A 23326-nucleotide genomic window follows, 5' to 3' on the forward strand; every position below is an offset into this window, starting at 1 on the left:
CCGGGCACCGGCAACCCCGGCACGGGCAACCCGGGCACCGGCAACTCGCCCGGCTACAGCGGCTTCAGCGGGAACACCCCAGGCAGCTCACCAGGCAACCCCGGCATCGGCACCACACCGGGCAGCGACAGCCCGGGCAGCACGGTGCCGGGCAGCACCACCCCAGCCGGCTACGCCCCGCCCGGCAGCCCTGGCTACAACCCGGCCGCGAGCGCAAATCCTGGCGCGGGCAGCGGGCCAGGCGGTATCGGCTTCGGGCCGGTTGGCGGCGGGACCGGCTTCGGCGGCGGAGCCGGCGGTAGCAGCACCGGAAGTGGTATCGGCACAGGCGCTGGCAGCGGACTCGGCGGCGGAGGCCGACTTGGCGGCGGCACCGGCGCTGGTGCCGGTGCGGGTGGTTCAGCCGGCAGTGGCGCGGGTGCCGGACAGCCTGGCGCGGGCGCACGCACCGGTGCAGGCCCGCTCGGTGCCGGTGGTGCCGGCGCGGCCGGCAGCGGTGGCCTCGCAGCCGGTGGACCAGCTGGCGGACGCGCCGGCGGCATGCCGATGGCCGGCGGCATGGGTGGCGGCCGCGGCCAGGGCGGCGAGGATGAGGAGCACCAGCGCGCGTCCTTCCTGGTCGAGCCGGACGCCGAAGGCGTATTCGGCACCGACCAGCTGACCGCGCCGCCGGTCATCGGCGAGTGACCGGCGAGGTCCCGCGGATCGGGGCGCACAATTTCCAGCACACTCCGCCCCGCATCGTTGGCCGGGCGATCCACACACTCGGGGCGCGCGCGGCACTCGCGGTCGCCGCGATACTGGCGCTGACCGCGCCGCTCACGCCCGGAGCGGCTGCTTCCCCCGCGACCCACCCCGACGCTGCGTCCACTGCTCGTGGTGGCCAGTGAACGGCTCGCCACCGCGGATATCGTCGCGGCCGCGAAATGGGGTACCGGGCAGCCCATCGAGGATCCGGAACGGGAAGCGCAGGTGTTGGACACCGTGCGGCAACAAGCCGTCGAACGCGGTATCGAGCCCGATGCGGCGGTGGCGATTTTCCGCGACCAGATCGAGGCGAACAAACTCGTCCAGCGCTACCTACACCACGGCTGGACAGCCAATCCCGCGCAACGGCCGACCGAACGGCCGGACCTCGATGAGATCCGGCCGGTGATCGATCGCCTGAACGGTGAGCTGCTCAACGAGATCCGCGCTACTGCCGGAATCCGCGGACAGCCGTCCTGCCGGCCGCGCCTGATGATCGCGCTGCGCCAGGTAAGCCCAGAACCGGACACGACCGAACCGGGCGGCGCGAACGAGGCCCGCCACACCGGTATCCACCGGGCCGGGCTGATCCGCGCCGCCCCGTCGCTCTGCGACTAGCGATCCGGGTCGGTCGCGGTCAGATGCGAAAGCCCAGGGCCCGCAGCTGCTCGCGGCCATCCTCGGTGATCTTCTCCGGACCCCACGGCGGCATCCAGACCCAGTTGATCCGGTAGTCATCGACAACGCCACCACCGGGTCCGCTGGTCAGCGCCATCTTTGTCTGATCTTCGATCACGTCGGTGAGCGGGCAGGCCGCCGAGGTCAACGTCATATCGATGGTGGCCGTGTTGTCCGACTCCACCCGGATGTCGTACACCAAGCCGAGATCGACCACGTTGATGCCGAGTTCGGGGTCGACGACATCACGCATCGCCTCTTCCACGTCCTCGACCGCGGTCGCCGCCCCGGACCCGGCCGGCGGCTCCGGCAGGCTGGCCGCGCCGCGCGGTTCCGAGTCCTCCTGGGCCGGAGCGTGCTGATCCACACCCGGTTGACTGTCCACACCAGAATCAGCGGTCATCGGGTTTCCACTCCTTGGTCCGTTTTCACCACGGCGTCCTTGAAGGCCATCCAACCGAGCAGCGCGCACTTCACCCTGGCCGGATACTTCGCCACACCGGCGAAGGCAATGCCGTCTTCCAGCACCTCTTCATCCGGCTCCACTTTGCCGCGCCCCTGCATCAGCTCCACGAACGCGTCCATGGTCTTGGTGGCATCCGCCAGGGTGTGCCCCACGACGAGATCCGTCAACACCGAGGTGGAAGCCTGGCTGATCGAGCAGCCCTGCCCCTCATAGGACACGTCCTGCACGGTGTCGCCGTCCAGTCGCACCCGCAGCGTGACCTCGTCCCCGCAGGTGGGATTGACCTGAAAGGATTCCCCATCGAACGGCTCCCGCAAGCCACGCCGGTGCGGATTCTTGTAGTGGTCCAGGATGATCTCCTGGTACATGCTTTCCAGCTGCATCAGGGCTGGCTCCCCTCCCCCGCCGAGGCAGTCCGCGCCGCGGTGTCCACGCCGAAGAATCGCTGCGCCTCGCGCACCCCGGCCAGCAGCGCGGCAATATCGGATTCGTCGTTGTACAGGTACACGCTCGCCCGGATACTCGCCGGGATGCCGAGCCGGCGATGCAGCGGCCACGCGCAGTGGTGCCCAACACGTACCTCGACACCGAGGCTGTCCAGCACCTGCCCAGCGTCGTGCGGGTGTACGCCGTCCACGACGAACGAGATCGCCCCGCCCCGATCCACCCCATCGGTGGGCCCAACGATCCGTACCCCGGGGATCTCCCCCAGGCCACGCACCGCGGCCTCGGTCAGCGCGTGCTCATGCGCCGCGATCCGATCCATGCCAATCGCGGAGAGATAGTCCACCGCGGCACCCAGGCCGATCGCTTGCGAGGTCATCGGTACGCCTGCCTCGAAGCGCTGCGGCGGCTCGGCGAACGTGGACCGCTCCATGAACACCTGCTCGATCATCGAGCCCCCGGTCAGGAACGGCGGCATCGCTTCGAGCAGTTCACGGCGCCCATAGAGCACGCCGATTCCCGACGGGGCAAGCATCTTGTGCCCGGAAAACACCGCGAAGTCCACGCCGAGCGCGGTGAAGTCCACCGAGCCGTGCGGCACCGACTGGCAGGCGTCCAGCACGGTCAGCGCGCCGACTTCCTTCGCGCGGGCCACGATCCGCTCCGGCGGATTCACCGTACCGAGCACATTGGACTGGTGCGTGAACGCGACCAGCCTGGTGCGCTCGTGTACCAACTCGTCCAGATTGGACAGGTCGAGACGTCCGTCGTCAGTAACCCCGAACCACCGAAGCGTGGCACCGGTCCGCTGCGCGAGTTGCTGCCAGGGCACCAGATTCGCGTGGTGTTCCATTTCGGTCACCACGATCTCGTCACCCTCGCGGAGCACGAACCGCGCCGCTTCCTTACCCGCGGTGGCCGCGTTGCCCATCGCGTAGGCGACCAGGTTCACGCCCTCGGTGGCGTTCTTGGTGAACACCAGCTCGCCCGTGCTGGCCCCGACGAAGGCGGCCAGTCGCGCACGGGCGTCCTCGTAGGCGTCCGTGGCTTCCTCGGCCAGTTGATGCGCGCCCCGATGCACCGCGGCATTCGAGGTTTCCAGGAACCGCCGCTCGGCGTCCAGCACTTGCCGTGGGCGCTGCGAGGTAGCACCGGAATCCAGGTACACCAACGGTTTCCCGTCCCGCACGGTGCGGGACAGGATCGGGAAGTCGGCACGCAAGGTGTCGACGTCCAGCAGAGCTTGGTTGGGCGTGGTGGTGGTCATCGCGCCAACTCCTCTCGAAGGCTCAGACCGACGCCGGTTCGCCCTTGCCGGTGTACTTGATGTACCCGTTCTCCTCCAGCTCATCGGCCAGCTCGCGACCGCCGGACTCGACGATCTTGCCTTCCGAGAACACGTGCACCACATCTGGTGTGATGTGCTTGAGGATCCGGGTGTAGTGGGTGATCAGCATGATCCCCGCGTCGCTGGTGGCCTTGAAGTCGTTGACTCCCTGGGAAACCACCCGCAGCGCGTCCACGTCCAGACCGGAGTCGGTCTCGTCCAGGATCGCGAACTTCGGCTTCAGCAAGCTCAGCTGCAGGATCTCGTGCCGCTTCTTCTCACCGCCGGAGAAGCCTTCGTTGACACTGCGCTCCGCGAACTCCGCGGAGATGTCCAGCTTGCCCATCTCCTCCTTGACTTCCTTCACCCAGTGCCGCAGCTTCGGGGCCTCGCCCCGCACGGAAGTGGCAGCGGTGCGCAGGAAGTTGGACATGGACACGCCCGGCACCTCGACCGGGTACTGCATGGCGAGAAACAGGCCGGCGCGGGCGCGCTCGTCCACGCTCATCTCCAGCACGTTCTCGCCGTCCAGCAGCACCTCACCGGAGGTCACCTCGTACTTCGGGTGCCCGGCTACCGCGTAGGACAGGGTGGACTTGCCGGAGCCGTTCGGGCCCATGATCGCGTGGATCTCGCCGGCGTTCACCGTGAGGTTCACGCCCTTGAGGATCTCCTTGTTGCCCTCGTCGGTCACGACGTCGGCGTGCAGGTCCTTGATTTCCAGTGATGCCATGATCTCTCTTGACGTCTTTTCGCTCGTGGGTGGTGGTCAGGCGCCGACGGCTTCGAGTTCGGCCTCGATCGCCGCCTCCAGCCGCTCCCGCACCTCGGGAACATCGATCTTCATCAGAATCTCGTGGAAGAAGCCGCGTACGACGAGACGACGGGCCTGCTCCTCGACGATCCCGCGGGACTGCAGGTAGAACAACTGCTCGTCGTCGAACCTTCCGGTGGCGCTCGCGTGCCCAGCGCCCTCGATCTCCCCGGTCTCGATCTCCAGGTTCGGCACCGAGTCGGCGCGCGCCCCCTCGGTCAGCACCAGGTTCCGGTTCAGCTCGTAGGTGTCGGTCGCCTCCGCGGCCGCGCGGATCAGCACATCGCCAATCCACACGCTGTGCGCGCTGCTCCCCTGCAGTGCACCCTTGTACATCACGTTGGACTTGCAGTTGGCCACGGCGTGATCGACGAACAGCCGGTGTTCCTGGTGCTGGCCGGCGTCGGCGAAGTACAGGCCGAGCAACTCCACGTCGCCGCCCTTGTCCCCGAAGGTCGCGGTCGGCGAGATCCGCACCAGATCGCCGCCGAGGGTGACCACGGTGTGCTTCAGGGTGGCGTCCCTGCCCAGCTTCAGATGCTGCTCGGAGACGTGCACGGCGTCATCCGCCCAGTCCTGCACGGCGACCACGGTAAGCTTGGCCGAATCGCCAACCACGAACTCCACGTTGTCCGCGTAGGTCCCGGAGCCCTGGTGGTCCAGCACCACGACCGCTTCGGCGAACTGTTCGAGCCGGACCTGGAGATGCCCGTAGGCCGTGTTGCCCACCCCGGGGCCGGTCAGCCGGAGCACGTTCGGCCCCGAGGTCTTCGTCTCCTTCGGCACCGTGAGCACGGTCGCCGTGGTGAACGAGGAGTACGCCTGCGCGGCGATCCGGTCGCTGGGCACGCCAGCGACACCGAGCCGGGAATCCTCCCTGCCCACGGTCTCCACCACGGCCTCGGGCGCGACCTCGGTCTCGACCTTGACCTCGCCCTTGGCTACCGCGGAGCCGTCGTGCAACCCGCGCAGCCGCTTCATCGGCGTGAAGCGCCAGTTCTCTTCCCGACCGCCGGGTACCTCGAAGGCCTCGACGTCGTAGGAGGTGAACCGTTCGGCCCGGGAGGTCGCCGGACCGGTGAGCGTATCCCCGGCGCCCTCCCGCATCGCGGAGGCGACGTTATTGTCTTCCGTCACCGTCATGTCAGCCGACGGCTCCTTCCATCTGCAGTTCGATCAGTCGGTTGAGCTCGAGCGCGTACTCCATCGGCAGCTCCCGGGCGATCGGCTCGACGAAGCCGCGCACCACCATGGCCATCGCTTCTTCCTCGGTCAGACCGCGCGACATCAGGTAGAAGAGCTGATCCTCGCTCACCTTGGACACCGTGGCCTCGTGGCCCATGGACACCTCGTCATTGCGGATGTCCACGTACGGGTAGGTGTCCGACCGGGAGATCGTGTCCACCAGCAAGGCGTCACAGACCACGCTGGAACGCGAGTGATGCGCCCGTTTCGCTACCTTGACCAGCCCGCGATACGAGGTGCGGCCACCGCCCCGTGCCACCGACTTCGACACGATCGTGCTCGAGGTGTGCGGCGCGAGGTGTTCCATCTTGGCGCCCGCGTCCTGGTGCTGCCCCTCGCCGGCGAAGGCCACCGAAAGCACCTCGCCCTTGGCGTGCTCGCCCATCAGGAAGACCGAGGGGTACTTCATGGTCACCTTCGAGCCGATGTTTCCGTCGACCCACTCCATCGTCGCGCCCTCTTCCGCCTTGGCGCGCTTGGTGACCAGGTTGTAGACGTTGTTCGACCAGTTCTGGATCGTGGTGTAGCGGCAGCGGGCGCCCTTTTTCACCACGATCTCCACGACCGCCGAGTGCAGCGAGTCGGACTGGTAGATCGGCGCGGTGCAGCCTTCGACGTAGTGGACGTAGGCGTCCTCGTCCACGATGATCAGCGTCCGCTCGAACTGGCCCATGTTCTCCGTGTTGATCCGGAAGTAGGCCTGCAGCGGGATGTCGACGTGCACGCCCTTCGGCACGTAGATAAACGAGCCGCCGGACCAGACCGAGGTGTTCAGCGCGGAGAACTTGTTGTCACCCGCGGGAATCACCGAGCCGAAGTACTCTTCGAACAGCTCGGGGTGCTCCCGGAGACCGGTGTCGGTGTCCAGGAAGATCACGCCCTGGGCCTCCAGGTCCTCGCGGATCTGGTGGTACACGACCTCCGACTCATACTGCGCGGCGACCCCGGCGACGAGGCGCTGCTTTTCCGCCTCAGGGATACCGAGCTTGTCGTAGGTGTTCTTGATGTCCTCCGGCAGGTCCTCCCACGAGGCGGCCTGCCGCTCGGTGGAACGCACGAAGTACTTGATGTTGTCGAAGTCGATGCCCGAGAGGTCCGCGCCCCAGTTCGGCATGGGTTTGCGCGCGAACAGCTTCAGCGCTTTGAGTCGAGCTTCGAGCATCCACTCTGGCTCGTCCTTTTTCGCCGAGATGTCCCGGACAACGTCCTCGTTCAGGCCTCGGCGCGCGCTCGCGCCCGCCACGTCCGCGTCGGCCCAGCCATACTCGTAGCGACCGAGACTCGCGATGGTCTCGTCCTGCGTCAGTTGCTGGGTACCGGTGGACGTGGTGGGTGTGCGCTGCTCTGCAGCGGCAGTCATGCGGGCTTCCCTCCATCCAGGGTTGGTGCGTTCTTACCCGCGGGTAATTGCACGGGTACGTGGGTGGTGCATGCGGCATCGCCGTTCGCGATCGTCGCCAGACGCTGCACGTGCGTACCGAGCAGGTCGGCGAACACCGCCGTTTCGGCCTCACACAACTCGGGGAACTCGGCAGCCACATGGGCCACCGGGCAGTGGTGTTGACACAGCTGCTCACCACTACCGAGATGTTGCGTCGAGGCAGCGTAACCCTCACTGGTCAGCGCGGCCGCGAGCGAGGCCGCCCTTGCGGACGGTTCCCGCTCGGCCAGCACCGCGGAGCGGTGCCGCTCCACCAGTGTCGCCATGCGGCGTTCGGCGAACTCCCGCACGGCTTGTGCCCCGCCGTTCTCCGCGAGAAAGCGCAGCGCGGCGACGGCGAGATCGTCGTAGGCATGTCCAAAGCGAGCCCTGCCCGCCTCGGTGAGCAGGAACAACTTGGCCGGACGGCCGCGTCCTCGAGCACCCCGACGCGGAGCCTCCCGCGCGGCTGCCTCGCCATCGGCGACCAGTCCGTCCAGATGCCTACGCACGGCCGTCGGACTGAGGCACAACTCCTCAGCCACCACGGCCGCGGTGATCGGACCGTGTTCGAGCAGCAGGCGCGCGACGCTACGGCGAGTGCCACCGTCCGCCTGCTCGGCGGGCGAGGTCGCCGTATCGGCCGACTTCTCCGCTCCGGTCATTTTCACAACATTATTGTGTCTTATTTCCGGGTAGCCGGCAAAGTCACCCCTGCCGACGGTGACTGGAGTCACTGCGGGGCAGGGTCGATAGGCTGCCGAACGTGACGGCGGGCAGAACGGTAGACGGTGGCGCGGTAACGCACGCGCCGCCACCCGCCGCGTCCGGCGAGCAGTACCAGCCCCTGGACGCGGGCGAGCGCCGGTCCCTGGAAGCGATCCGGCGGTTCGGCACGGTTGGCGCGCTGCTACTCGCGGTCGGCTCGCTCGGCGCCGGGGCGGCACCCGTCGTCAACCCGCTGCAGGGCTGGCCGGTGATCGGGCTGTTCGGCCGGCTCTCCACCGTCGCGCTTGCCTGTGCCTTCGCCGGTATCTGCATGATGATCATCGGCTGGCTGCTCCTCGGCCGGTTCGCCCGTCCCAAGGCGGCGCGGATCGTCAGCAGAGCACAGCTCGACCGCACGCTGCTGATGTGGATGCTGCCGCTGCTGGTGATTCCACCGTTGTTCAGCAGGGACGTGTACAGCTATCTCGCGCAGAGCGAGATCGTGTACCGCGGGCTCGACCCGTATATCCAGGGCCCCGCGAACGCACTCGGCGTGGAACACCCGCTGACCAGAGGCGTGTCGAATATCTGGCGCGATACGCCCGCGCCCTACGGCCCACTGTTCCTGATGTTCGGCAGCGGAATCAGCAGCCTGGTCGGCAACCAGGTCGTCACCGGGGTGATGCTGCAGCGCCTGTTCGCGCTCGCCGGGGTCGCGCTGATCGTGTGGGCACTGCCCCGGCTGGCCAAACGCTTCGGCGTGCACCCGTCCACCGCACTGTGGCTCGGCGCGGCCAACCCGCTGGTGTTGTTCCACCTGATCGCCGGAGCGCACAACGAAGCCCTTGGTATCGGGCTGATGATGGCCGGACTCGTGTTCGGTCTGCGGTGGCTGCCCAAACGACCGAGCGGGCAGCCACCGCCACCGACCCAGCGGCACGAGTTACTCGGCATCCTGCTTGGTTCGGTCGTACTCAGCCTCGCCGTGCTGGTGAAAGTGCAGGCGATCGTCGCGCTCGGGTTCTACGGCGTGATGCTGGCCAGACGCTGGGGCGGCGGCTACCGGCACCTGTTCCGGGCCGCCGCCATCCAGACCGTCGTGGTCACGATCACCGTGGTCGGCTTCTGCGTCGGCAGCGGGCTCGGCTTCGGTTGGATCGGCGCGCTGGATACCCCGGCGATGGTGCGCAGCTGGATGTCGCCGGTATCCCAGCTCGGCAACCTCGGCGGCGTTCTCGGCATGTGGTTCGACCTCGGCGATCACCGCGTCGCGGTCACCTCGGTGATCTATGGGTTCGCCACCGTGCTCGCCGCGGTGATCACGCTGAAACTGCTGTGGGATGCCTTCCACGGCAAACGCCACCCGGTGATCGCGCTGGGCGCGGCGCTCGGCGCCTTCCTGATCCTGCATCCCGCGCTGCAGCCCTGGTACCTGCTCTGGGCGGTGATCCCACTCGCCGCATCCGCCGGGGATTCCCGGTTCCGTAAACTCGCCACGCTCGTCAGCGCCGTACTCGCGGTGGTGTTGCCACCCACCGGTAGTACCTTCGACGGCCGGTCCTTCGTCTTGACCCAGGGGTACCTCGGCGGGATCGTCGTCGTGCTCATCGCGCTCGTCGTGTTGCACCGGGTCTACCCGCTGACGCGTCGCCGCAGCGCCAGCGACCAGTGACGCTCGACAACCCAGCTGGCCCCTGACCGCTGCCGCCCGGCGGCTACACCTACGCTTGACAGTCGTGAACGCGCCCGAGAACACTTCCGCGGTCGCGATCTCCGGTCTCGTCAAGCGTTACGGATCCACCACCGCAGTGGATGGGCTGGATCTGGAGATGCCACGCGGCCAGGTCCTGGCACTTCTCGGCCCGAACGGCGCGGGAAAGACCACCACCGTGGAGATCTGCGAAGGTTTCCGCCGTGCCGATGCCGGCACGGTCCGGGTGCTCGGGTGCGATCCGGTTGGCCAGCACGCTTCGCTGCGCCCCCGGGTCGGCGTGATGCCGCAGGGCGGCGGCGCCTATCCCGCGGTGCGCGCGGGCGAAATGCTCCGGCTGGTCGCCGCTTGCGCGGCCGACCCGCTCGATCCGAACTGGCTACTCGAGGTACTGGGGCTGGAGCCCGCGCTGGGCACCCCGTACAAGCGACTGTCCGGCGGCCAACAGCAGCGTCTTTCGCTGGCCTGCGCGCTGGTCGGCAGGCCAGAGCTGGTGTTCCTGGACGAGCCGACGGCAGGGCTGGACACGCAGTCCCGCCGGCTGGTCTGGGAGTTGCTTGGCGCGCTGCGGCGAGACGGCGTCAGCGTGCTGCTCACCACGCATCTGATCGACGAAGCGGAGGCGCTCGCCGACCAGGTGGTGATCGTCGACCACGGCAAGGTGGTCACCAGAGGTAGCCCGGCCGAGCTCACCGCCGACGCCAACGCCAGCCAGCAGCTCCGCTTCCGGGCGCAGGCCGGCCTGAACGTGCAGTTGCTCACCGACGCGCTACCCGAGGGCTGCGTCGTATTGGAAGGCGATCCGGGCGCGTACGTGGTGCGCGGGCGAGTGGACCCACAGGTGGTGTCCACGGTCACCTCGTGGTGCGCGCAACAGGGAGTGCTCGCCGAGGAGCTGCGGGTCGGTAGGCGGGACCTCGAAGAGGTCTTCCTCGAGCTCACCGGGCGGGAGCTGCGATCGTGACGGATACCTCGACCGATAGCCGGTTCAAGCCAGGCACCTTCGCTCCGCGGCCGGGTACCGGCAGTGCCTGGCGCATGCTGCGGGTACACGCGAAGACCGAGGCAACGCTGACCCTGCGCAACGGCGAACAACTGCTGCTCACCTTGCTCATCCCGGTGGCACTGCTGATCGGGTTGACGGTGCTCGACGTCATCGATATGGCCGAGCCTCGGGTGGACTCCGTGGCGCCACGGATCTTCGCGCTCGCCGTGATGTCCTCGGCCTTCACCGGACAGGCGATCGCCCTCGGTTTCGATCGAAGGTACGGGGTACTCAAGCGGCTGGCCGCGACGGCGCTCCCGCGCTGGTTGCTGGTGTCCGGACGGGTCGTCGCCGCGCTGATCGTGGTCGCGATCCAACTTCTGGTCCTCGGCGCGGTCGCGCTCGCGCTCGGCTGGTCCCCCAGTCTCGGCGGACTGCTGTGGGCGCTGGTCCTGGTGTTGCTCGGCACGTTGAGTTTCGGCGCGCTCGGCGTGCTGCTCGGCGGAGCGCTGAAGGCCGAGGTCGTGCTGGCGCTGGCGAACGTGATCTGGTTCGTGCTGCTACTCGCCGGCGGCATCCTGCTGATGCCGGGGGCGCTTCCGACCGGCCTCGACGTGCTCGTCGCCGCGCTGCCGTCCGGCGCGCTGACCGAAGGCCTGCACACCGTGCTCACTACGGGGGACGCGCCCAGCTTTGCGCCGTTCCTGGTACTCGCCGGCTGGGGTGTGCTCGCCGGGCTGCTCGCGATCCGCACGACGAAGCTCTCCTGAGTCACGACAGGCGGTCCCCGAAGTTCGGGGGTACCGGGTTCGCGCGCTGAGCCGCTGCATACCATCAACTCGTGCCGGTTGTCTCATGGTTCCTCCGTCTGGTCGATCGCCTGCCCTACCCGAGCATGCGAGTCCGCAAGGCGGTCGCGATCTTCGCGATCGTGACCAATGCCGGCATCGGTGTCACCGGTTCGGTCGTCCGGGTCACCGGTTCCGGACTGGGCTGCCCGAACTGGCCACAGTGCATTTCCGGCCGGATGTTTCCGGTGGCGCATCCGGAATACGCGATGCTCAACCAGTGGATCGAGTTCGGCAACCGCCTGCTCACCGGGATCGTCGGGATCGCCGCCGCGCTCTGCGTCATCGTGGCGCTCCGGCTACGCCCGCGCCGTAAGCGACTGATCCTGCTCGCGTGGGCGATGCCGCTCGGTGTCGTCGTACAGGCGGGGATCGGCGGGATCGTCGTGCTCACCGGGTTGATCTGGTGGACGGTGGCCGTCCATTTCCTCGCCTCCACCGCACTCACCTGGGCGGCGGTACTGCTGCTGCACGCGTTCACCGAAGGCGACGAGCCGCCCAAGCCGGTGGCGCGGGGCCGGATTCGCGCGCCATTGTGGACGGTGGTAGCGGCACTCGGCGCGGTGCAGGTCGCCGGCACCCTGGTGACCGGCGCGGGGCCGCACGCGGGCGATCCGGAAACGCCTCGACTGCAACTGCCCGTCGAGGTGCTCGCGCATGTGCACAGCGCACTGCTGTACTTCTTCCTCGCCGTGTTGCTGCTGCTCGGCTGGCTAGCCCGCGGGGGCGGCGCGCCCGCGAGCTTCTGGCGCCGCTACGGCATCCTGTGGCTGGCCGTGCTCGCCCAGGGCACCATCGGCATGGTGCAGTTCCTGCTCGGAGTCCCCGAGATGCTGGTCTCGTTGCACGTACTCGGCGCGGCCTGCACCACCATCGCGGCCGCCGCCCTCTGGTGCGCCAGCCGCGAGCGCGGTGCCCTCCCCCAGGACGCGCCCTTCCCCGCGCGACCCGAGCCAGCGCTGGCTACGGAACGGACGCCGTAGCCGGAACCACCTCGCGCACCTGAGTCCGGGTACCCACGCGCCATGCCCGGCAGAGCACATAGCTCGCCAGCAGCATGACGGACAGTGCGGAATCGGCAATCGCGGCCTCGCCCGCGCCCGCGACCTCGCCGGGACCGAGCAGGCCGCTCACGAAACCAATCGACGTCAGCGCCAGGAGAATCTTGTTGGCGATGACGATATGCCACAGCGCACGCTTGCCGTGGGGTTGACAAGCAAGCAGCGCGAACAGCGCGGCGAAGGTGGCAAGGCCGTAAACCCGCCAGGTTTCCACCATCAGCCGCGCGGAATCCGCCTCGGTCACCGTGGCCATCTCGGTCACCGCCGCGACCAAGGCGCTGATGCTGGCCAGTCCCAATAGGATTCGCGCCACTACCGTTCGCCGCCGATCGACCATCAGGCACCCCTCGAAAGTTCCCGGCTTTTCGGTCAATCCTTGCGGGGAGCTACTGAGATCCTTCTCAGTCGGACGATCCGGCATGGTTAGCGCAGTGCGGCGCGGATAGCCGAAGCGAAGCGCAACGGCGCCCCGGGATCAGCGGTCTGGAACCCGAGAGAGGGTTCGGTCAGCTCCAGTTCCAGTAGTAGCGGCCGCCCGTCGGTTCCGCGCAACACGTCGACACGCGCGTACAGGAGCTCCGCGCGATCGATCTCGAGCAGTTCGGCGGTGGCGTCGAGGGCGTCCTCGGCGAGCGCGCGGTAGGCGGGTTCCGGCTCGACCGGTCCCAGTTTCTCGGTACCAAAGGTGCCGCTCGCATCCAACGCGGCGCCGCTGCCTTCGGACCGTGCCGGCAGGATCGCGGCCTTGCTGAAGGCGTGCGAGTAGACCCCGCGGAAGAACACCAGCGCAACCTCACCCGAAGCATCCACATCAGACTGGTAGGGCTGGACAAGCGCGGCAACGCCAGTCCGGTGCACGGCGGCAAGGTGCCGTGCCGCGGCATCGGTCGCACCGGCTGGAAACCGCGCCGCGCCACGTGCGCCCGCGCCCACCGCCGGTTTGATCACGAACTCGACATCCGGCCAGTTCGCGAACGCTGGATCAACCGCCTCCACTGGTCGCACCAGTTCGGTTGGCACCGTCGGCACGCCACGCTCCGCCAGTTCGACCAGATACGCCTTGTCCGTGTTCCAGCGCGCGACGGCGGCCGAGTTGGCCAGCCGAGGAACCGCGGCGCACCAGCGCAGGAACTCATCCCTGCGCTGCGCGTAGTCCCAGCTCGCCCGTAATACGACCAGATCGGCCTTGCCGAAATCGCCGGCAGGATCGCTCCACACCGCCCATTCAGCGCGCAGTCCAAGCGCCCGCAGCGCGACCGCGACCGTCTGATCGTCGCCGTCGCCTTCCGGTAGCGCCGCGCAACCGACCAGCAGTACCCGGTCGCTCATCGGCGTAACAGGGATGCGGCCATCCGGCGGCGATGCCCGGAACCGATCTTGGCGGCGGCCGTCGTCTCGGCATCCCAGCTCGCCGTGTCCAAGTCCTCTACTGCCGCGATCAGCGCATCGGCCGTATCGGCGTCGCGCACCAGCACGTCGCCAACCGCGCCGTCGGTACCGACGAGCACGACGCGCACTCCCGCGCGGCCGATATTCGACACCACCGCGCGGGCGGGCTTGCCGTGTGCCGCGACGAAGGCCCGCGCACTGGCCACGGCGCGCTCTGGCGCGACGACTGTCTTGCCCTCTGGTTGCTCAGCCACGACCCGAGCTTACGACCTTGACCGACTCGCGTTCGAGGTGACCAGGACCACGACGACGTCACCGGCGTCCGCCGAACCGCAGTGTGCAGGGATCTTGCGATCACTGTGCGTGTCCGCGTTCTTCACGCTTGGCGTGCCGAGTGCGGCCGCAGGACGAAGCTCGCTCACCGATTGGCGGGCGCCAATGCCTCGAGAACCTCTTCGGCGCGGCTGAGGGCAGTGGCCGGGTCCGCGTCCGGCGAACTGACCTCGGGGTCGAAGTTGAGGTCGACGAACACCTCGGTCACTCCCTGCCGCTCCAGCTCCCGTAGGTCCGCGCGAATCTCGGCGAAGTCACCGGTCAGCGGCCGACGGTTGGACACGCCGCCGGGCCCTAGCCGTACGACGCCCCGGCAGACGAACCGCAGACTGTTCGGATCCCGGCCGGCTTCGGCCGCGGCGCCGCGCACCACGTCGATGGACGTGCCGATGGTGGCCGGATCGACCCGACTGCTGCTCACCCAGCCCTCGGCGACTCGCCCGGCCCTGCGCAACGCCGGAGCGGCGGTACCGCCAAGCAGGATGGGCGGTCGCGGCCGCTGTACCGGTTTCGGATCCGCCCTGCTCCTCGGTACGTGATAGAACTCGCCGGAATACTCGACGACGTCGTCGGCGAAGAGCACGTCAAGCACCCGCAGGTATTCCTCGATCCGCCGCCCTCGATGGTTCTTGGGCAGACCGACGGCCGCGTACTCATCGTCCGACCAGCCGGCGCCGAGGCCCAGATCCAACCGGCCGCCGGAGACCTCGTCCAGCGAAGCGACCTGTTTGGCCAGCAATACCGGCGCGAAAAACGGCGCGTTCAGCACCGCCACCCCGAGCCTGATTCGCTCGGTCTGCCCCGCCAGATAGGCAAGCGCGACAACCGGGTCACGCACCTCCCGGTACTGCTCGCCCATCGAGTTGTCTTCCGGGGAGAGCAATCGGGACATGGTCCACAGCGAGCTGTAGCCGAGCTCCTCCGCGCGTCGCCCGATCCTGCGCAGATTGGCAGGGCCGGCCCACGCGCCGGAGATCGGCGCTCCGAATCCGATCAGCACAGCACGCACGCTACCTGGCCGCGGGCGAAAATCGTGGATCTGGAACGTTAGGTTGATTGACAACGCTTGGTCGCCAAGCGGATACGCCGCAACCATCGGAGGTCGCCTTGACCAACGCAATCCAGGTCCGCAGCACCGGCGGTCCTGAAGTACTCGAGTTCGGCGAAGCGGAATCAGCTTCGGCAGGACCGCATGAGCTGGCCGTCGAGGTCGCGGCGGCCGGGGTGAACTTCATCGACACCTACCAGCGCGGTGGGGTGTACCCGATGAATCTGCCGTTCGTCCCCGGGATGGAGGGTGCTGGTCGGGTCATCGAGGTAGGTTCCGAGGTCGCCGACTTCCTGCCTGGCGACCGGGTGTGCTGGTCTCAGACCAAGGGCAGCTATGCGGAGCGCGCGGTGATTCCAGCAAGTGACGCGGTGCGCGTACCCGAGGATGTGCACGACGAGGTCGCCGCCGCGATCCCGTTGCAAGGAATGACCGCGCATTACCTGGTGGCGTCCAGTTATCCGGTTCAGCAAGGCGACACGGTGCTGGTCCACGCCGCGGCCGGCGGGGTTGGCCTGCTGTTGACCCAGCTCGCCAAGGCGCGCGGCGCCAGGGTGCTCGGCACGGTGTCCACACCGGACAAAGAGCGGCTGGCCAAGGAAGCTGGCGCCGACGAGGTGTATGGCTACTCGGATTTCGCCGAGCGGGTAAGGGAAACCACCAACGGCGAAGGAGTCGCGGCGGTCTACGACGGAGTCGGCAGAACCACCTTCGACGACAGCCTTTCCTGCGTTCGCCGCAGGGGCAGCCTGGTGTTGTTCGGCGGATCCAGCGGACAGGTCCCGCCTGTCGACCCGCAGCGGCTGAACTCGCAGGGGTCGATCTTTCTCACCAGGCCGACGCTGCGCGATTACATGGCGACCAGGGACGAGCTGGAATGGCGGATCGGCGAGCTGTTCGACGCGATCGCCGCAGGGGCCCTTCAGGTACGGATCGGTGGGCGTTATCCGCTCGACCAGGCCCGGCAAGCGCACGAGGATCTGGAGGGCCGGAAAACCACCGGCAAGCTGCTGTTGCTGCCGTAGCGAATCGGCCGGACGGGACGCGCTGGCCGCGGCATCCCGTCCGGCCGTCGTTTCGGCTGTCCGGCGCGAGATTCAGCGTCAGCCGACGCGAACCACGTCCACGACGAACACCAGCGTCTCGTCCGGGCCGATCTCACCCTGGCCCTGCGGGCCGTAGCCAAGCTCCGGCGGGATCGCCAGCAGCTTGCGCTCGCCCTGCCGGATGCCGATCAGACCCTGATCCCAGCCGGGAATGACCTGACCGGAGCCAACACCCTCGACGGTGAACGGTTCACCCCTGTCCCAGGAGTTGTCCTTCTCCTGCTGGTCCGACCAGGCAACCAGCTTGTAGTTCACCGTGACGTTGTCGCCCTCTTGCACGCCGGGGCCGCTGCCAGGGGTCAGCTCCTCGCTGATCAGCTCGGTGGGCGGCGCGCAGTCCTCGGGGAGCGTGATGTCCGGCTCCTGTCCTGCCTCGCCGGACACCTCGATGTCCTCGGCGGTGCACGGCTGCGCTGACTCGGTCCCACCCTGCTCGGCCTGCTGCTCGGATCCGGCCGTCGCGGTGCTCCTGGCCTGCTCCGGGGAGTCCTGCTCGTCCGGAGTGCAGCCAACAAGAGCCACGGAGGCCACTAGCGCCAAACTCAACTTCCACGCAGTACGCATGGGCACAACTTAAGCAGTCCGCCGCGCGGGCCGATCATCGGGCCTCACCAAGGCAGGCCGACCATCGGCAGGCCAATGGCGGCATCCGCGGCGATCGCGACGAAGACCACCATCAGGTAGGTGTTGGAGCGCCGGAACAAATGCATCGGCCTGGTTTCCTCGCCGGCCCGCACATCGCGATACAGGCCGTGCGCGAAGAACAGGAACCAGATACCGACAAGCAGCGCGAACGCCGCGTACAGCCAGCTGGTTGCCGGAATCAGCAGCAGCGACCAGCCGACCATCACCCAGGAGTAAACGACGATCTGCTTCGCCACGTGCTCGGGCGTCGCGACGACAGGCAACATCGGCACGCCGGCGCGCTCGTAGTCCTCGCGGTACTTCATGGCGAGTGCCCAGGTGTGTGGCGGTGTCCAGAAGAAGATCACGCCGAACATCACCAGTGCTGGCCATTGCACCGAATGATCCACCGCTGCCCAGCCGATCACCACTGGCATGCAGCCGGCCGCGCCACCCCACACCACATTCTGTGAGGTTCGCCGCTTGAGCAGCAGGGTGTACACGAAGATGTAGAAGGCGATGGTCCCTACCGCGAGCATCGCGGCAAGCGGGTTCGCCCCGAACCACAGCACCGCGACCGAGGCGGCGCCCAGCAGCAATCCGAAGATCAGCGCGTTGCGCCGGGGTACCGAATCGCGCACCAGCGGACGCCGCTTGGTGCGATTCATCACCTTGTCGATATCCGCGTCGAGCACGCAGTTCAGCGCGTTCGCGCTGCCCGCCGCCATCGTGCCGCCGACCAAGGTGACCAGCACCAACAACGGGTCCGGAAACTCTCGCCCCGCGAGGAACATCGCTGGGATCGTCGTGACCAGCAGTAGTTCGATCACGCGGGGCTTGGCCAGCGCCGCGTAGCCGGCGATCACCTGGCGAACGGTCCGGCGCGTGGGCACGGCGACGCTGGCGTCCGTCTCGGATGTTTCTGGCGCGGCTTCCGACGAGCGCGCTGCCTCCTCGTGCTTATGCACGGCGATCCCGGATAGCGGTCGCGCACCTAGTCAGTCCGCTGTCTGGCACTGCCTGCCCAGCGATAGCCGCCAGCATCTCGCTCCTCGTCAACTCGGGTTGGTCTCCGCATTCGGCGATCCCATCCATGATCACCTACTTGTGGAAGCCAACCCGCATGCTAGCCGCGTGCTCTGCGAGTACCGGCGCCGGGTACGCCCCATCCGGGCATCCGGTCCGGCCCCTCCGGCCAGCAATCCCGGCGCCCGCGCCGGGATGCCACGGGCGCCGACGGATCGAATATCGCAGCAGCTAGGCTGGCGTCGTAGTGGGAGTCCGTGGGTCGGGATGAATCGATCCCGTTGAGGCACCGAGTTCACTCGGATGTGTAAACGCCGTCCGGCCCGCATTACGCGAGAGTGGGAGCATCGAGTCCGTGTCCGTCACCCAGACCGCAACCGAGGACCTGACCCGCCTGACCACCCGGAACCTGCCCGAGGACTGGACCGAGCTGGACACCCGCGCGGTGGACACCGCCCGGATCCTGGCCGCGGACGCGGTTGAGCGGTGTGGCAGCGGGCACCCAGGCACCGCGATGAGCCTCGCGCCACTCGCCTATCTGCTCTTCCAGCGAGTGATGCGCCACGACCCCAACGACGCCAACTGGTGCGCACGGGATCGATTTGTCCTTTCCGCCGGGCACAGCAGCCTGACCCTGTACATCCAGCTGTACCTTTCCGGCTACGGCCTGCAGCTCGACGATCTGCGCGCGCTGCGTACCTGGGACTCGAAGACGCCGGGGCACCCCGAGTTCGGGCACACCACCGGAGTGGAGACCACCACCGGTCCGCTTGGCCAGGGGCTGGCCAACGCCGTCGGGATGGCCATGGCGGCCCGCAGGGAGCGTGGTCTGCTCGACCCGGACGCCGCGCCAGGAGCCAGCGTTTTCGATCACCACATCTACGTGATCGCCTCGGACGGCGATATCGCCGAGGGCGTTACCTCGGAGGCCTCGTCCATCGCCGGCCGCCAGCAGCTCGGCAATCTGGTGGTGATCTATGACGACAACAAGATCTCCATCGAGGACGACACCAACATCGCGCTCAGCGAGGACACCGCGAAGCGCTATGAGGCCTATGGCTGGCAGGTGCTCGTCGTGGACGGCGGCGAGGATGTCGTCGCCATCGAGGAGGCGCTGCGCGCCGCCAAGGCGGACACCGAACGCCCCACCCTTGTCGTCCTGCGTACGGTGATCGGCTACCCCGCGCCGACCAAGCAGAACACCGGTAAGGCCCACGGCGCCGCGCTCGGCGCGGACGAGGTCGCCGAGACGAAGAAGATCCTCGGCTTCGACCCCGAGCAGAACTTCGAGGTCACCGACGAGGTGATCGGCCATGCGCGGCAGGTCGTCGAACGCGGCGCACAGGCACACAAGGATTGGCAGCAGCGCTACGACGCGTGGGCGACGGCCAACCCGGAGCGCAAGGCGCTCGCCGACCGGCTGGCCAACCGGGAACTCCCCGCTGGCTGGGCGGCGGCGCTGCCCAGCTGGGACCCCGACCCGAAGGGCGTAGCCACCCGCAAGGCCTCCGGTGCGGTACTCGCCGAACTCGGCCCGGTACTTCCCGAGCTGTGGGGTGGCTCGGCCGACCTCGCGGAGAGCAACAACACCACGATCAAGGGCGCCGATTCGTTCGGGCCAACCGAAGCGTCCACCGATATGTGGCAGGCCAACCCCTACGGCCGCACTCTGCATTTCGGTGTACGCGAGCACGCGATGGGCTCGATCCTGAACGGGATCGCCCTGCACGGCGGCACCCGCCCGTACGGCGGCACCTTCCTGATCTTCAGTGACTACATGCGGCCGGCCGTCCGGCTGGCGGCGCTGATGCGACTGCCGGTCACCTACGTGTGGACGCACGATTCCATTGGCCTCGGCGAGGACGGGCCAACCCACCAGCCCATCGAGCAGCTGTCCGCGCTGCGCGCGATTCCGGGGCTCAACGTCGTCCGGCCGGCGGATGCCAACGAGACGGCGGCCGCGTGGAAGGCCGTTCTGGACGATGTCAGCGCGCCGTCCGGACTCGCGCTCACCCGGCAGAACGTGCCGGTCCTGGAAGGCACCAGGGAACGGGCGGGCAACGGCGTGGCTCGCGGAGGTTACGTGCTCGCCGAAGCCAGCGACGGCGCGCCCAAGGTGCTGCTGATCGGCACCGGCTCCGAGGTGCAGCTCGCCGTGGAAGCCAGGAATACCCTGGAGGCGCAAGGAGTTCCCACTCGTGTGGTGTCCATGCCGTGTGTCGAGTGGTTCGACGCGCAGGACGCCGACTACCGGGAGAGCGTGCTGCCGTCCGCGGTGCGCGCCCGAGTCGCGGTGGAAGCGGGGATCGCGCAGTCCTGGCATCGCTTCGTTGGGGATGCTGGCGAGACCGTCTCACTGGAGCACTTCGGCGCCTCAGCCGATTACCAGACGCTGTTCCGGGAGTTCGGCATCACCGCGGAGGCTGTCGTGGACGCCGCGAACCGCAGCCTGACGACGTTGGCCGAGAAGTTCACTGTGGAGGGATCCAAGTGACCACGAACAACCCGCTCGCCAGCCTCAGCGAGGCCGGCGTATCAATCTGGCTGGACGATCTGTCCAGGGACCGGATCAACTCCGGCAACCTGGCCGAGCTGATCCGCGACTACCACGTCACCGGCGTCACGACGAACCCGACCATCTTCGCCGGCGCGCTTGCGGGTGGCCGGGCCTATGACGATCAGGTCCGGGAACTCGCCGCGCGGGGCGCGTCGGTGGACGCCGCGGTCAAGGAACTGACCACAACGGACGTGCGCAACGCCTGCGATCTGTTCCGCGACATCTACCACGCGACCGACGGCATCGACGGCAGGGTATCGATCGAGGTCGATCCTGGCCTGGCGCACGACAGCGAGGCGACCGCCGCCGAGGCGCTTGATCTCTGGAAGACCGTGGACCGGCCGAATCTTCTGGTGAAGATTCCGGCCACCAAGGCGGGACTGCCAGCCATCACCAGGACGCTCGCGGAGGGCGTCAGTGTGAACGTCACGCTGATCTTCTCCACCGAGCGCTACCGCGAGGTGATGGACGCGTTCGTCAGCGGACTCGAGCAGGCCAAGCAGCGCGGTCACGATGTCACCCAGATCCATTCGGTCGCCTCGTTCTTCGTGTCCAGGGTGGACACCGAGGTGGACAAGCGGATCGACGCGCTGGACGGCGCGGCGGCGGAATCGGCGCGTTCGGCACGTGGTGCCGCAGCGATCGCGAACGCCCGACTCGCATACGCCGCGTACCAAGAGGTCTTCACGAGTGACCGCTGGCAGGAGCTTGCCACGGCCGGCGCTCGGCCGCAGCGTCCACTGTGGGCGTCCACGGGCATGAAGGACCCGAACTACCGGGACACCCTGTACGTCGAGGACCTGGTCGTCGCCGGCACGGTCAACACCATGCCGGAGAAGACCCTCTACGCCACGGCCGAGCACGGCTCGATCAACGGCGACAAGGTCACCGGTACGGCCGATGCCGCCGAAAAGGTCTTCGCTACGCTGCGCCAGGCCGGCATCGACGTTGCCGACGTGTTCCGCGTGCTCGAGGACGAAGGCGTTCAGAAGTTCGAGAAGTCCTGGGCGGAACTGCAAACCACGGTGCGGGAGCAGCTGGCCGAGTCCCAGCGGTGAGCCGCTGCCAGCCACGTTCGACGCGGTCAGCGCACGCGGTCCGGCAGCTCGGCAGCGCGGATCCCAAGGAGAGAAACCGATGACTAGTTCGCTCGCCGTCGAGATCATCGATCCGGATCTGGCGGACAAGGCGGCAACACTGGCCGACCGGCTGGTGGAGGAACGACTCGCCTCCCGGATCAGCGAGCAGGACCCGACGCTGTGGGGTCCGGACGCCGAGGCCGAAGCGGCGATCCGGCTGGCGTGGACGGCCTTGCCGCGCACCTCTCGCGCGTTGGTCGCCGACGTCGCGGCGTTGGCCGCCGAACTGCGAGCCGAGGGCGTTGATCGGGTCGTGCTGGCGGGCATGGGCGGCTCCTCGCTCGCCCCCGAGGTGCTCGCCCGCACGGCCGGCAAGGCATTGACCGTGCTGGACACCACGGACCCCGCGCAGGTAGCCGACGCGCTGGCGGGTGATCTGGAGCGAACGGTGCTCGTGGTCTCCTCGAAGTCCGGCACCACGGTGGAAACCGACAGCCATCGGCGGATCTTCGAAGCGGCGTTCCGCGCGGCCGGTGTGGATGCCGCCAGCCGCATCGTGGTGGTCACCGACCCCGGCTCACCGTTGGAGGTCAAAGCCACGGAAGCCGGCTATCGCCGGGTGTACACCGCCGATCCGAACGTGGGTGGACGCTATTCGGCGCTGAGCGCCTTCGGCCTGGTGCCGGCCGGGCTCGCTGGCGTGGATATTGGCGAACTGCTCGATCAGGCATCCGAGGCGGCGACCGTGCTGGCCACGGACAAGCCGCGCAACCCGGCGCTGCGGCTAGCGGCGGCCTGGGGCGCCGCGCACGCCAGCGGTGCGGAGAAACTGGTGCTCGCGGATACCGGATCGGGCATCACCGGATTCGGTGACTGGGCCGAACAGCTCATCGCCGAGTCCACCGGCAAGGAAGGCACCGGTCTGCTCCCGGTCGTCGTGGAAGGGCCGCAGGCGGCCGGCTTCGCCGACGCGGGCCCGGACGCGACCCGGGTGTCGATCGGTCCGGCGACCGATGAGACCGCGATCAGCGTGACCGGCCCGCTTGGCGCCCAGTTCCTGCTGTGGGAGTACGCCACCGCGGCCGTCGGCAGGTTGCTCGGCATCGATCCGTTCAACCAGCCCGATGTGGAAGCGGCCAAGAAGGCCGCACGGGCACTTCTGGACAACCCGGAAACGGACACCGGTTCGGCTCGACCGTCCACGGTAGACGGCGAGGTGGAGGTCTACGCGGCGCCTGGGGTGCTCACCGCGGGGGCCGGAACCCTCACCGAGGCGCTGCGCACGCTGGTGGCCGCCGCGCCACACGACGGCTACCTGTCCATCCACGCCTACCTGAACCGCATCGACGACGCCTCGGCGGAACTGCTGCGGGGTGAGCTGGCCAGAAACACCGGGCTGCAAACCACGTTCGGTTGGGGACCCCGTTTCCTGCACTCCACCGGCCAGTACCACAAGGGCGGCGCACAGAACGGCGTGTTCCTGCAGATCACCGGCGGACACGACGAGGACGCGCAAGTACCCGGCCGGCCGTACACCCTGGGCTCGCTGCAGCTCGCGCAGGCACTCGGCGATGGCCATGTGTTGATCGAGCGGGGCCGGCCGCTGGTCCGGGTCCATCTCACTGACCGCCTTGCCGGATTGGCCCAACTGATGCGGGCCGTGCAGGAGCTGCCACATTGAGCTGGCGCACTGACCACCCATCTCGCGAT

23 protein-coding genes and 1 pseudogene are annotated in these 23326 nt (G+C 68.1%); 11 read left to right on the forward strand and 13 right to left on the reverse strand.

Going from position 1 to position 23326, the window contains the following annotated elements; all coding sequences use genetic code 11:
- The 3 genes and pseudogenes from EV191_RS30205 to aroQ all read left to right on the forward strand — a co-directional run.
- A pseudogene (locus EV191_RS30205) lies at positions 1–687 on the forward strand (hypothetical protein); the annotation flags it as partial.
- Complete coding sequence (locus tag EV191_RS30675) at positions 684–890, forward strand: hypothetical protein (protein WP_132879606.1); 207 nt, start codon at positions 684–686, stop codon at positions 888–890. The pseudogene EV191_RS30205 and the gene EV191_RS30675, both read left to right, overlap by 4 nt.
- Positions 880–1365 carry a gamma subclass chorismate mutase AroQ gene (gene aroQ, locus EV191_RS23890; protein WP_243659190.1) on the forward strand — a complete coding sequence of 162 codons (486 nt, stop codon included), beginning with the start codon at positions 880–882 and terminating at the stop codon, positions 1363–1365. Before EV191_RS30675 ends, aroQ begins: the two co-directional genes overlap by 11 nt.
- A gap of 19 nt (positions 1366–1384) precedes the next feature.
- Here aroQ and EV191_RS23895 read toward each other — a convergent pair whose 3' ends face one another.
- From EV191_RS23895 to EV191_RS23925, 7 genes are read right to left on the reverse strand one after another with little or no spacing between them, the layout of a single operon-like run.
- Positions 1385–1828 (reverse strand): metal-sulfur cluster assembly factor, encoded by a 444-nt coding sequence (locus EV191_RS23895; protein WP_132879609.1) that lies wholly within the window; start codon positions 1826–1828, stop codon positions 1385–1387.
- A complete protein-coding gene (gene sufU / locus EV191_RS23900) occupies positions 1825–2274 on the reverse strand; it encodes a Fe-S cluster assembly sulfur transfer protein SufU (RefSeq protein WP_132879611.1) in 450 nt (149 codons plus the stop codon). The genes EV191_RS23895 and sufU overlap by 4 nt, the downstream gene beginning before the upstream one ends.
- On the reverse strand, positions 2274–3602 hold the full coding sequence (locus EV191_RS23905) for a cysteine desulfurase (RefSeq protein ID WP_132879613.1): 1329 nt from the start codon (positions 3600–3602) through the stop codon (positions 2274–2276). Before EV191_RS23905 ends, sufU begins: the two co-directional genes overlap by 1 nt.
- 22 nt (positions 3603–3624) lie before the next feature.
- Complete coding sequence (gene sufC / locus EV191_RS23910) at positions 3625–4395, reverse strand: Fe-S cluster assembly ATPase SufC (protein ID WP_132879614.1); 771 nt, start codon at positions 4393–4395, stop codon at positions 3625–3627.
- A 36-nt stretch (positions 4396–4431) separates the two neighbouring features.
- Positions 4432–5619 (reverse strand): Fe-S cluster assembly protein SufD, encoded by a 1188-nt coding sequence (sufD, locus tag EV191_RS23915; RefSeq protein ID WP_132879616.1) that lies wholly within the window; start codon positions 5617–5619, stop codon positions 4432–4434.
- 1 nt (position 5620) lies between these two features.
- The gene (sufB, locus tag EV191_RS23920; protein ID WP_132879617.1) at positions 5621–7081 is read right to left on the reverse strand and encodes a Fe-S cluster assembly protein SufB; all 1461 of its coding nucleotides are present in this window, start codon (positions 7079–7081) and stop codon (positions 5621–5623) included.
- Positions 7078–7806 (reverse strand): helix-turn-helix transcriptional regulator, encoded by a 729-nt coding sequence (locus tag EV191_RS23925; protein ID WP_132879619.1) that lies wholly within the window; start codon positions 7804–7806, stop codon positions 7078–7080. The genes sufB and EV191_RS23925 overlap by 4 nt, the downstream gene beginning before the upstream one ends.
- A 101-nt stretch (positions 7807–7907) precedes the next feature.
- Between EV191_RS23925 and mptB the strand changes: the two genes are divergently transcribed.
- The 4 genes from mptB (at position 7908) to EV191_RS23945 (ending at position 12376) form a co-directional block, all read left to right on the forward strand.
- Positions 7908–9521 (forward strand): polyprenol phosphomannose-dependent alpha 1,6 mannosyltransferase MptB, encoded by a 1614-nt coding sequence (mptB, locus tag EV191_RS23930; protein WP_165913076.1) that lies wholly within the window; start codon positions 7908–7910, stop codon positions 9519–9521.
- 64 nt (positions 9522–9585) lie between these two features.
- The gene (locus EV191_RS23935; RefSeq protein ID WP_132879620.1) at positions 9586–10524 is read left to right on the forward strand and encodes an ABC transporter ATP-binding protein; all 939 of its coding nucleotides are present in this window, start codon (positions 9586–9588) and stop codon (positions 10522–10524) included.
- A 74-nt stretch (positions 10525–10598) separates the two neighbouring features.
- Positions 10599–11315 (forward strand): ABC transporter permease, encoded by a 717-nt coding sequence (locus EV191_RS23940; protein WP_132879780.1) that lies wholly within the window; start codon positions 10599–10601, stop codon positions 11313–11315.
- A gap of 125 nt (positions 11316–11440) precedes the next feature.
- On the forward strand, positions 11441–12376 hold the full coding sequence (locus tag EV191_RS23945; RefSeq protein ID WP_132879781.1) for a COX15/CtaA family protein: 936 nt from the start codon (positions 11441–11443) through the stop codon (positions 12374–12376).
- On the opposite strand, the gene EV191_RS23950 is transcribed toward EV191_RS23945, so the two are convergent.
- The 4 genes from EV191_RS23950 to EV191_RS23965 form a co-directional block, all read right to left on the reverse strand.
- Complete coding sequence (locus EV191_RS23950; protein ID WP_132879622.1) at positions 12357–12791, reverse strand: hypothetical protein; 435 nt, start codon at positions 12789–12791, stop codon at positions 12357–12359. The genes EV191_RS23945 and EV191_RS23950 overlap by 20 nt on opposite strands.
- Positions 12792–12877: 86 nt before the next feature.
- Complete coding sequence (locus EV191_RS23955; protein WP_132879623.1) at positions 12878–13783, reverse strand: ATP-grasp domain-containing protein; 906 nt, start codon at positions 13781–13783, stop codon at positions 12878–12880.
- Positions 13780–14097, reverse strand: a complete 318-nt coding sequence (locus tag EV191_RS23960) for a hypothetical protein (RefSeq protein ID WP_132879625.1) — start codon at positions 14095–14097, stop codon at positions 13780–13782. The genes EV191_RS23955 and EV191_RS23960 overlap by 4 nt, the downstream gene beginning before the upstream one ends.
- Positions 14098–14261: 164 nt before the next feature.
- Positions 14262–15176 carry a TIGR03619 family F420-dependent LLM class oxidoreductase gene (locus EV191_RS23965; RefSeq protein WP_132879627.1) on the reverse strand — a complete coding sequence of 305 codons (915 nt, stop codon included), beginning with the start codon at positions 15174–15176 and terminating at the stop codon, positions 14262–14264.
- A 107-nt stretch (positions 15177–15283) separates the two neighbouring features.
- Here EV191_RS23965 and EV191_RS23970 point away from each other — a divergent pair, with 107 nt between their 5' ends.
- Positions 15284–16249: a quinone oxidoreductase family protein gene (locus EV191_RS23970; RefSeq protein ID WP_132879628.1), complete on the forward strand. Its 966-nt coding sequence runs from the start codon at positions 15284–15286 to the stop codon at positions 16247–16249.
- 78 nt (positions 16250–16327) lie between these two features.
- On the opposite strand, the gene EV191_RS23975 is transcribed toward EV191_RS23970, so the two are convergent.
- Positions 16328–16894, reverse strand: coding sequence for an FKBP-type peptidyl-prolyl cis-trans isomerase (locus tag EV191_RS23975; RefSeq protein WP_132879630.1), 567 nt, complete (start codon positions 16892–16894; stop codon positions 16328–16330).
- Between the two features lie 44 nt (positions 16895–16938).
- Complete coding sequence (locus EV191_RS23980; RefSeq protein ID WP_132879782.1) at positions 16939–17847, reverse strand: heme o synthase; 909 nt, start codon at positions 17845–17847, stop codon at positions 16939–16941.
- A gap of 488 nt (positions 17848–18335) precedes the next feature.
- On the opposite strand from EV191_RS23980, the gene tkt reads away from it, so the two are divergent.
- From tkt to EV191_RS23995, 3 genes are all read left to right on the forward strand, one after another.
- Positions 18336–20474: a transketolase gene (tkt, locus tag EV191_RS23985; RefSeq protein WP_132879631.1), complete on the forward strand. Its 2139-nt coding sequence runs from the start codon at positions 18336–18338 to the stop codon at positions 20472–20474.
- A complete protein-coding gene (gene tal / locus EV191_RS23990; protein ID WP_132879633.1) occupies positions 20471–21595 on the forward strand; it encodes a transaldolase in 1125 nt (374 codons plus the stop codon). The genes tkt and tal overlap by 4 nt, the downstream gene beginning before the upstream one ends.
- 79 nt (positions 21596–21674) lie before the next feature.
- Positions 21675–23297 (forward strand): glucose-6-phosphate isomerase, encoded by a 1623-nt coding sequence (locus EV191_RS23995; RefSeq protein WP_132879635.1) that lies wholly within the window; start codon positions 21675–21677, stop codon positions 23295–23297.
- The last annotated feature ends 29 nt before the right edge of the window (positions 23298–23326 follow it).

It is taken from the genome of Tamaricihabitans halophyticus (assembly GCF_004340875.1).
Classification (GTDB): Bacteria; Actinomycetota; Actinomycetes; order Mycobacteriales; family Pseudonocardiaceae; genus Tamaricihabitans; species Tamaricihabitans halophyticus.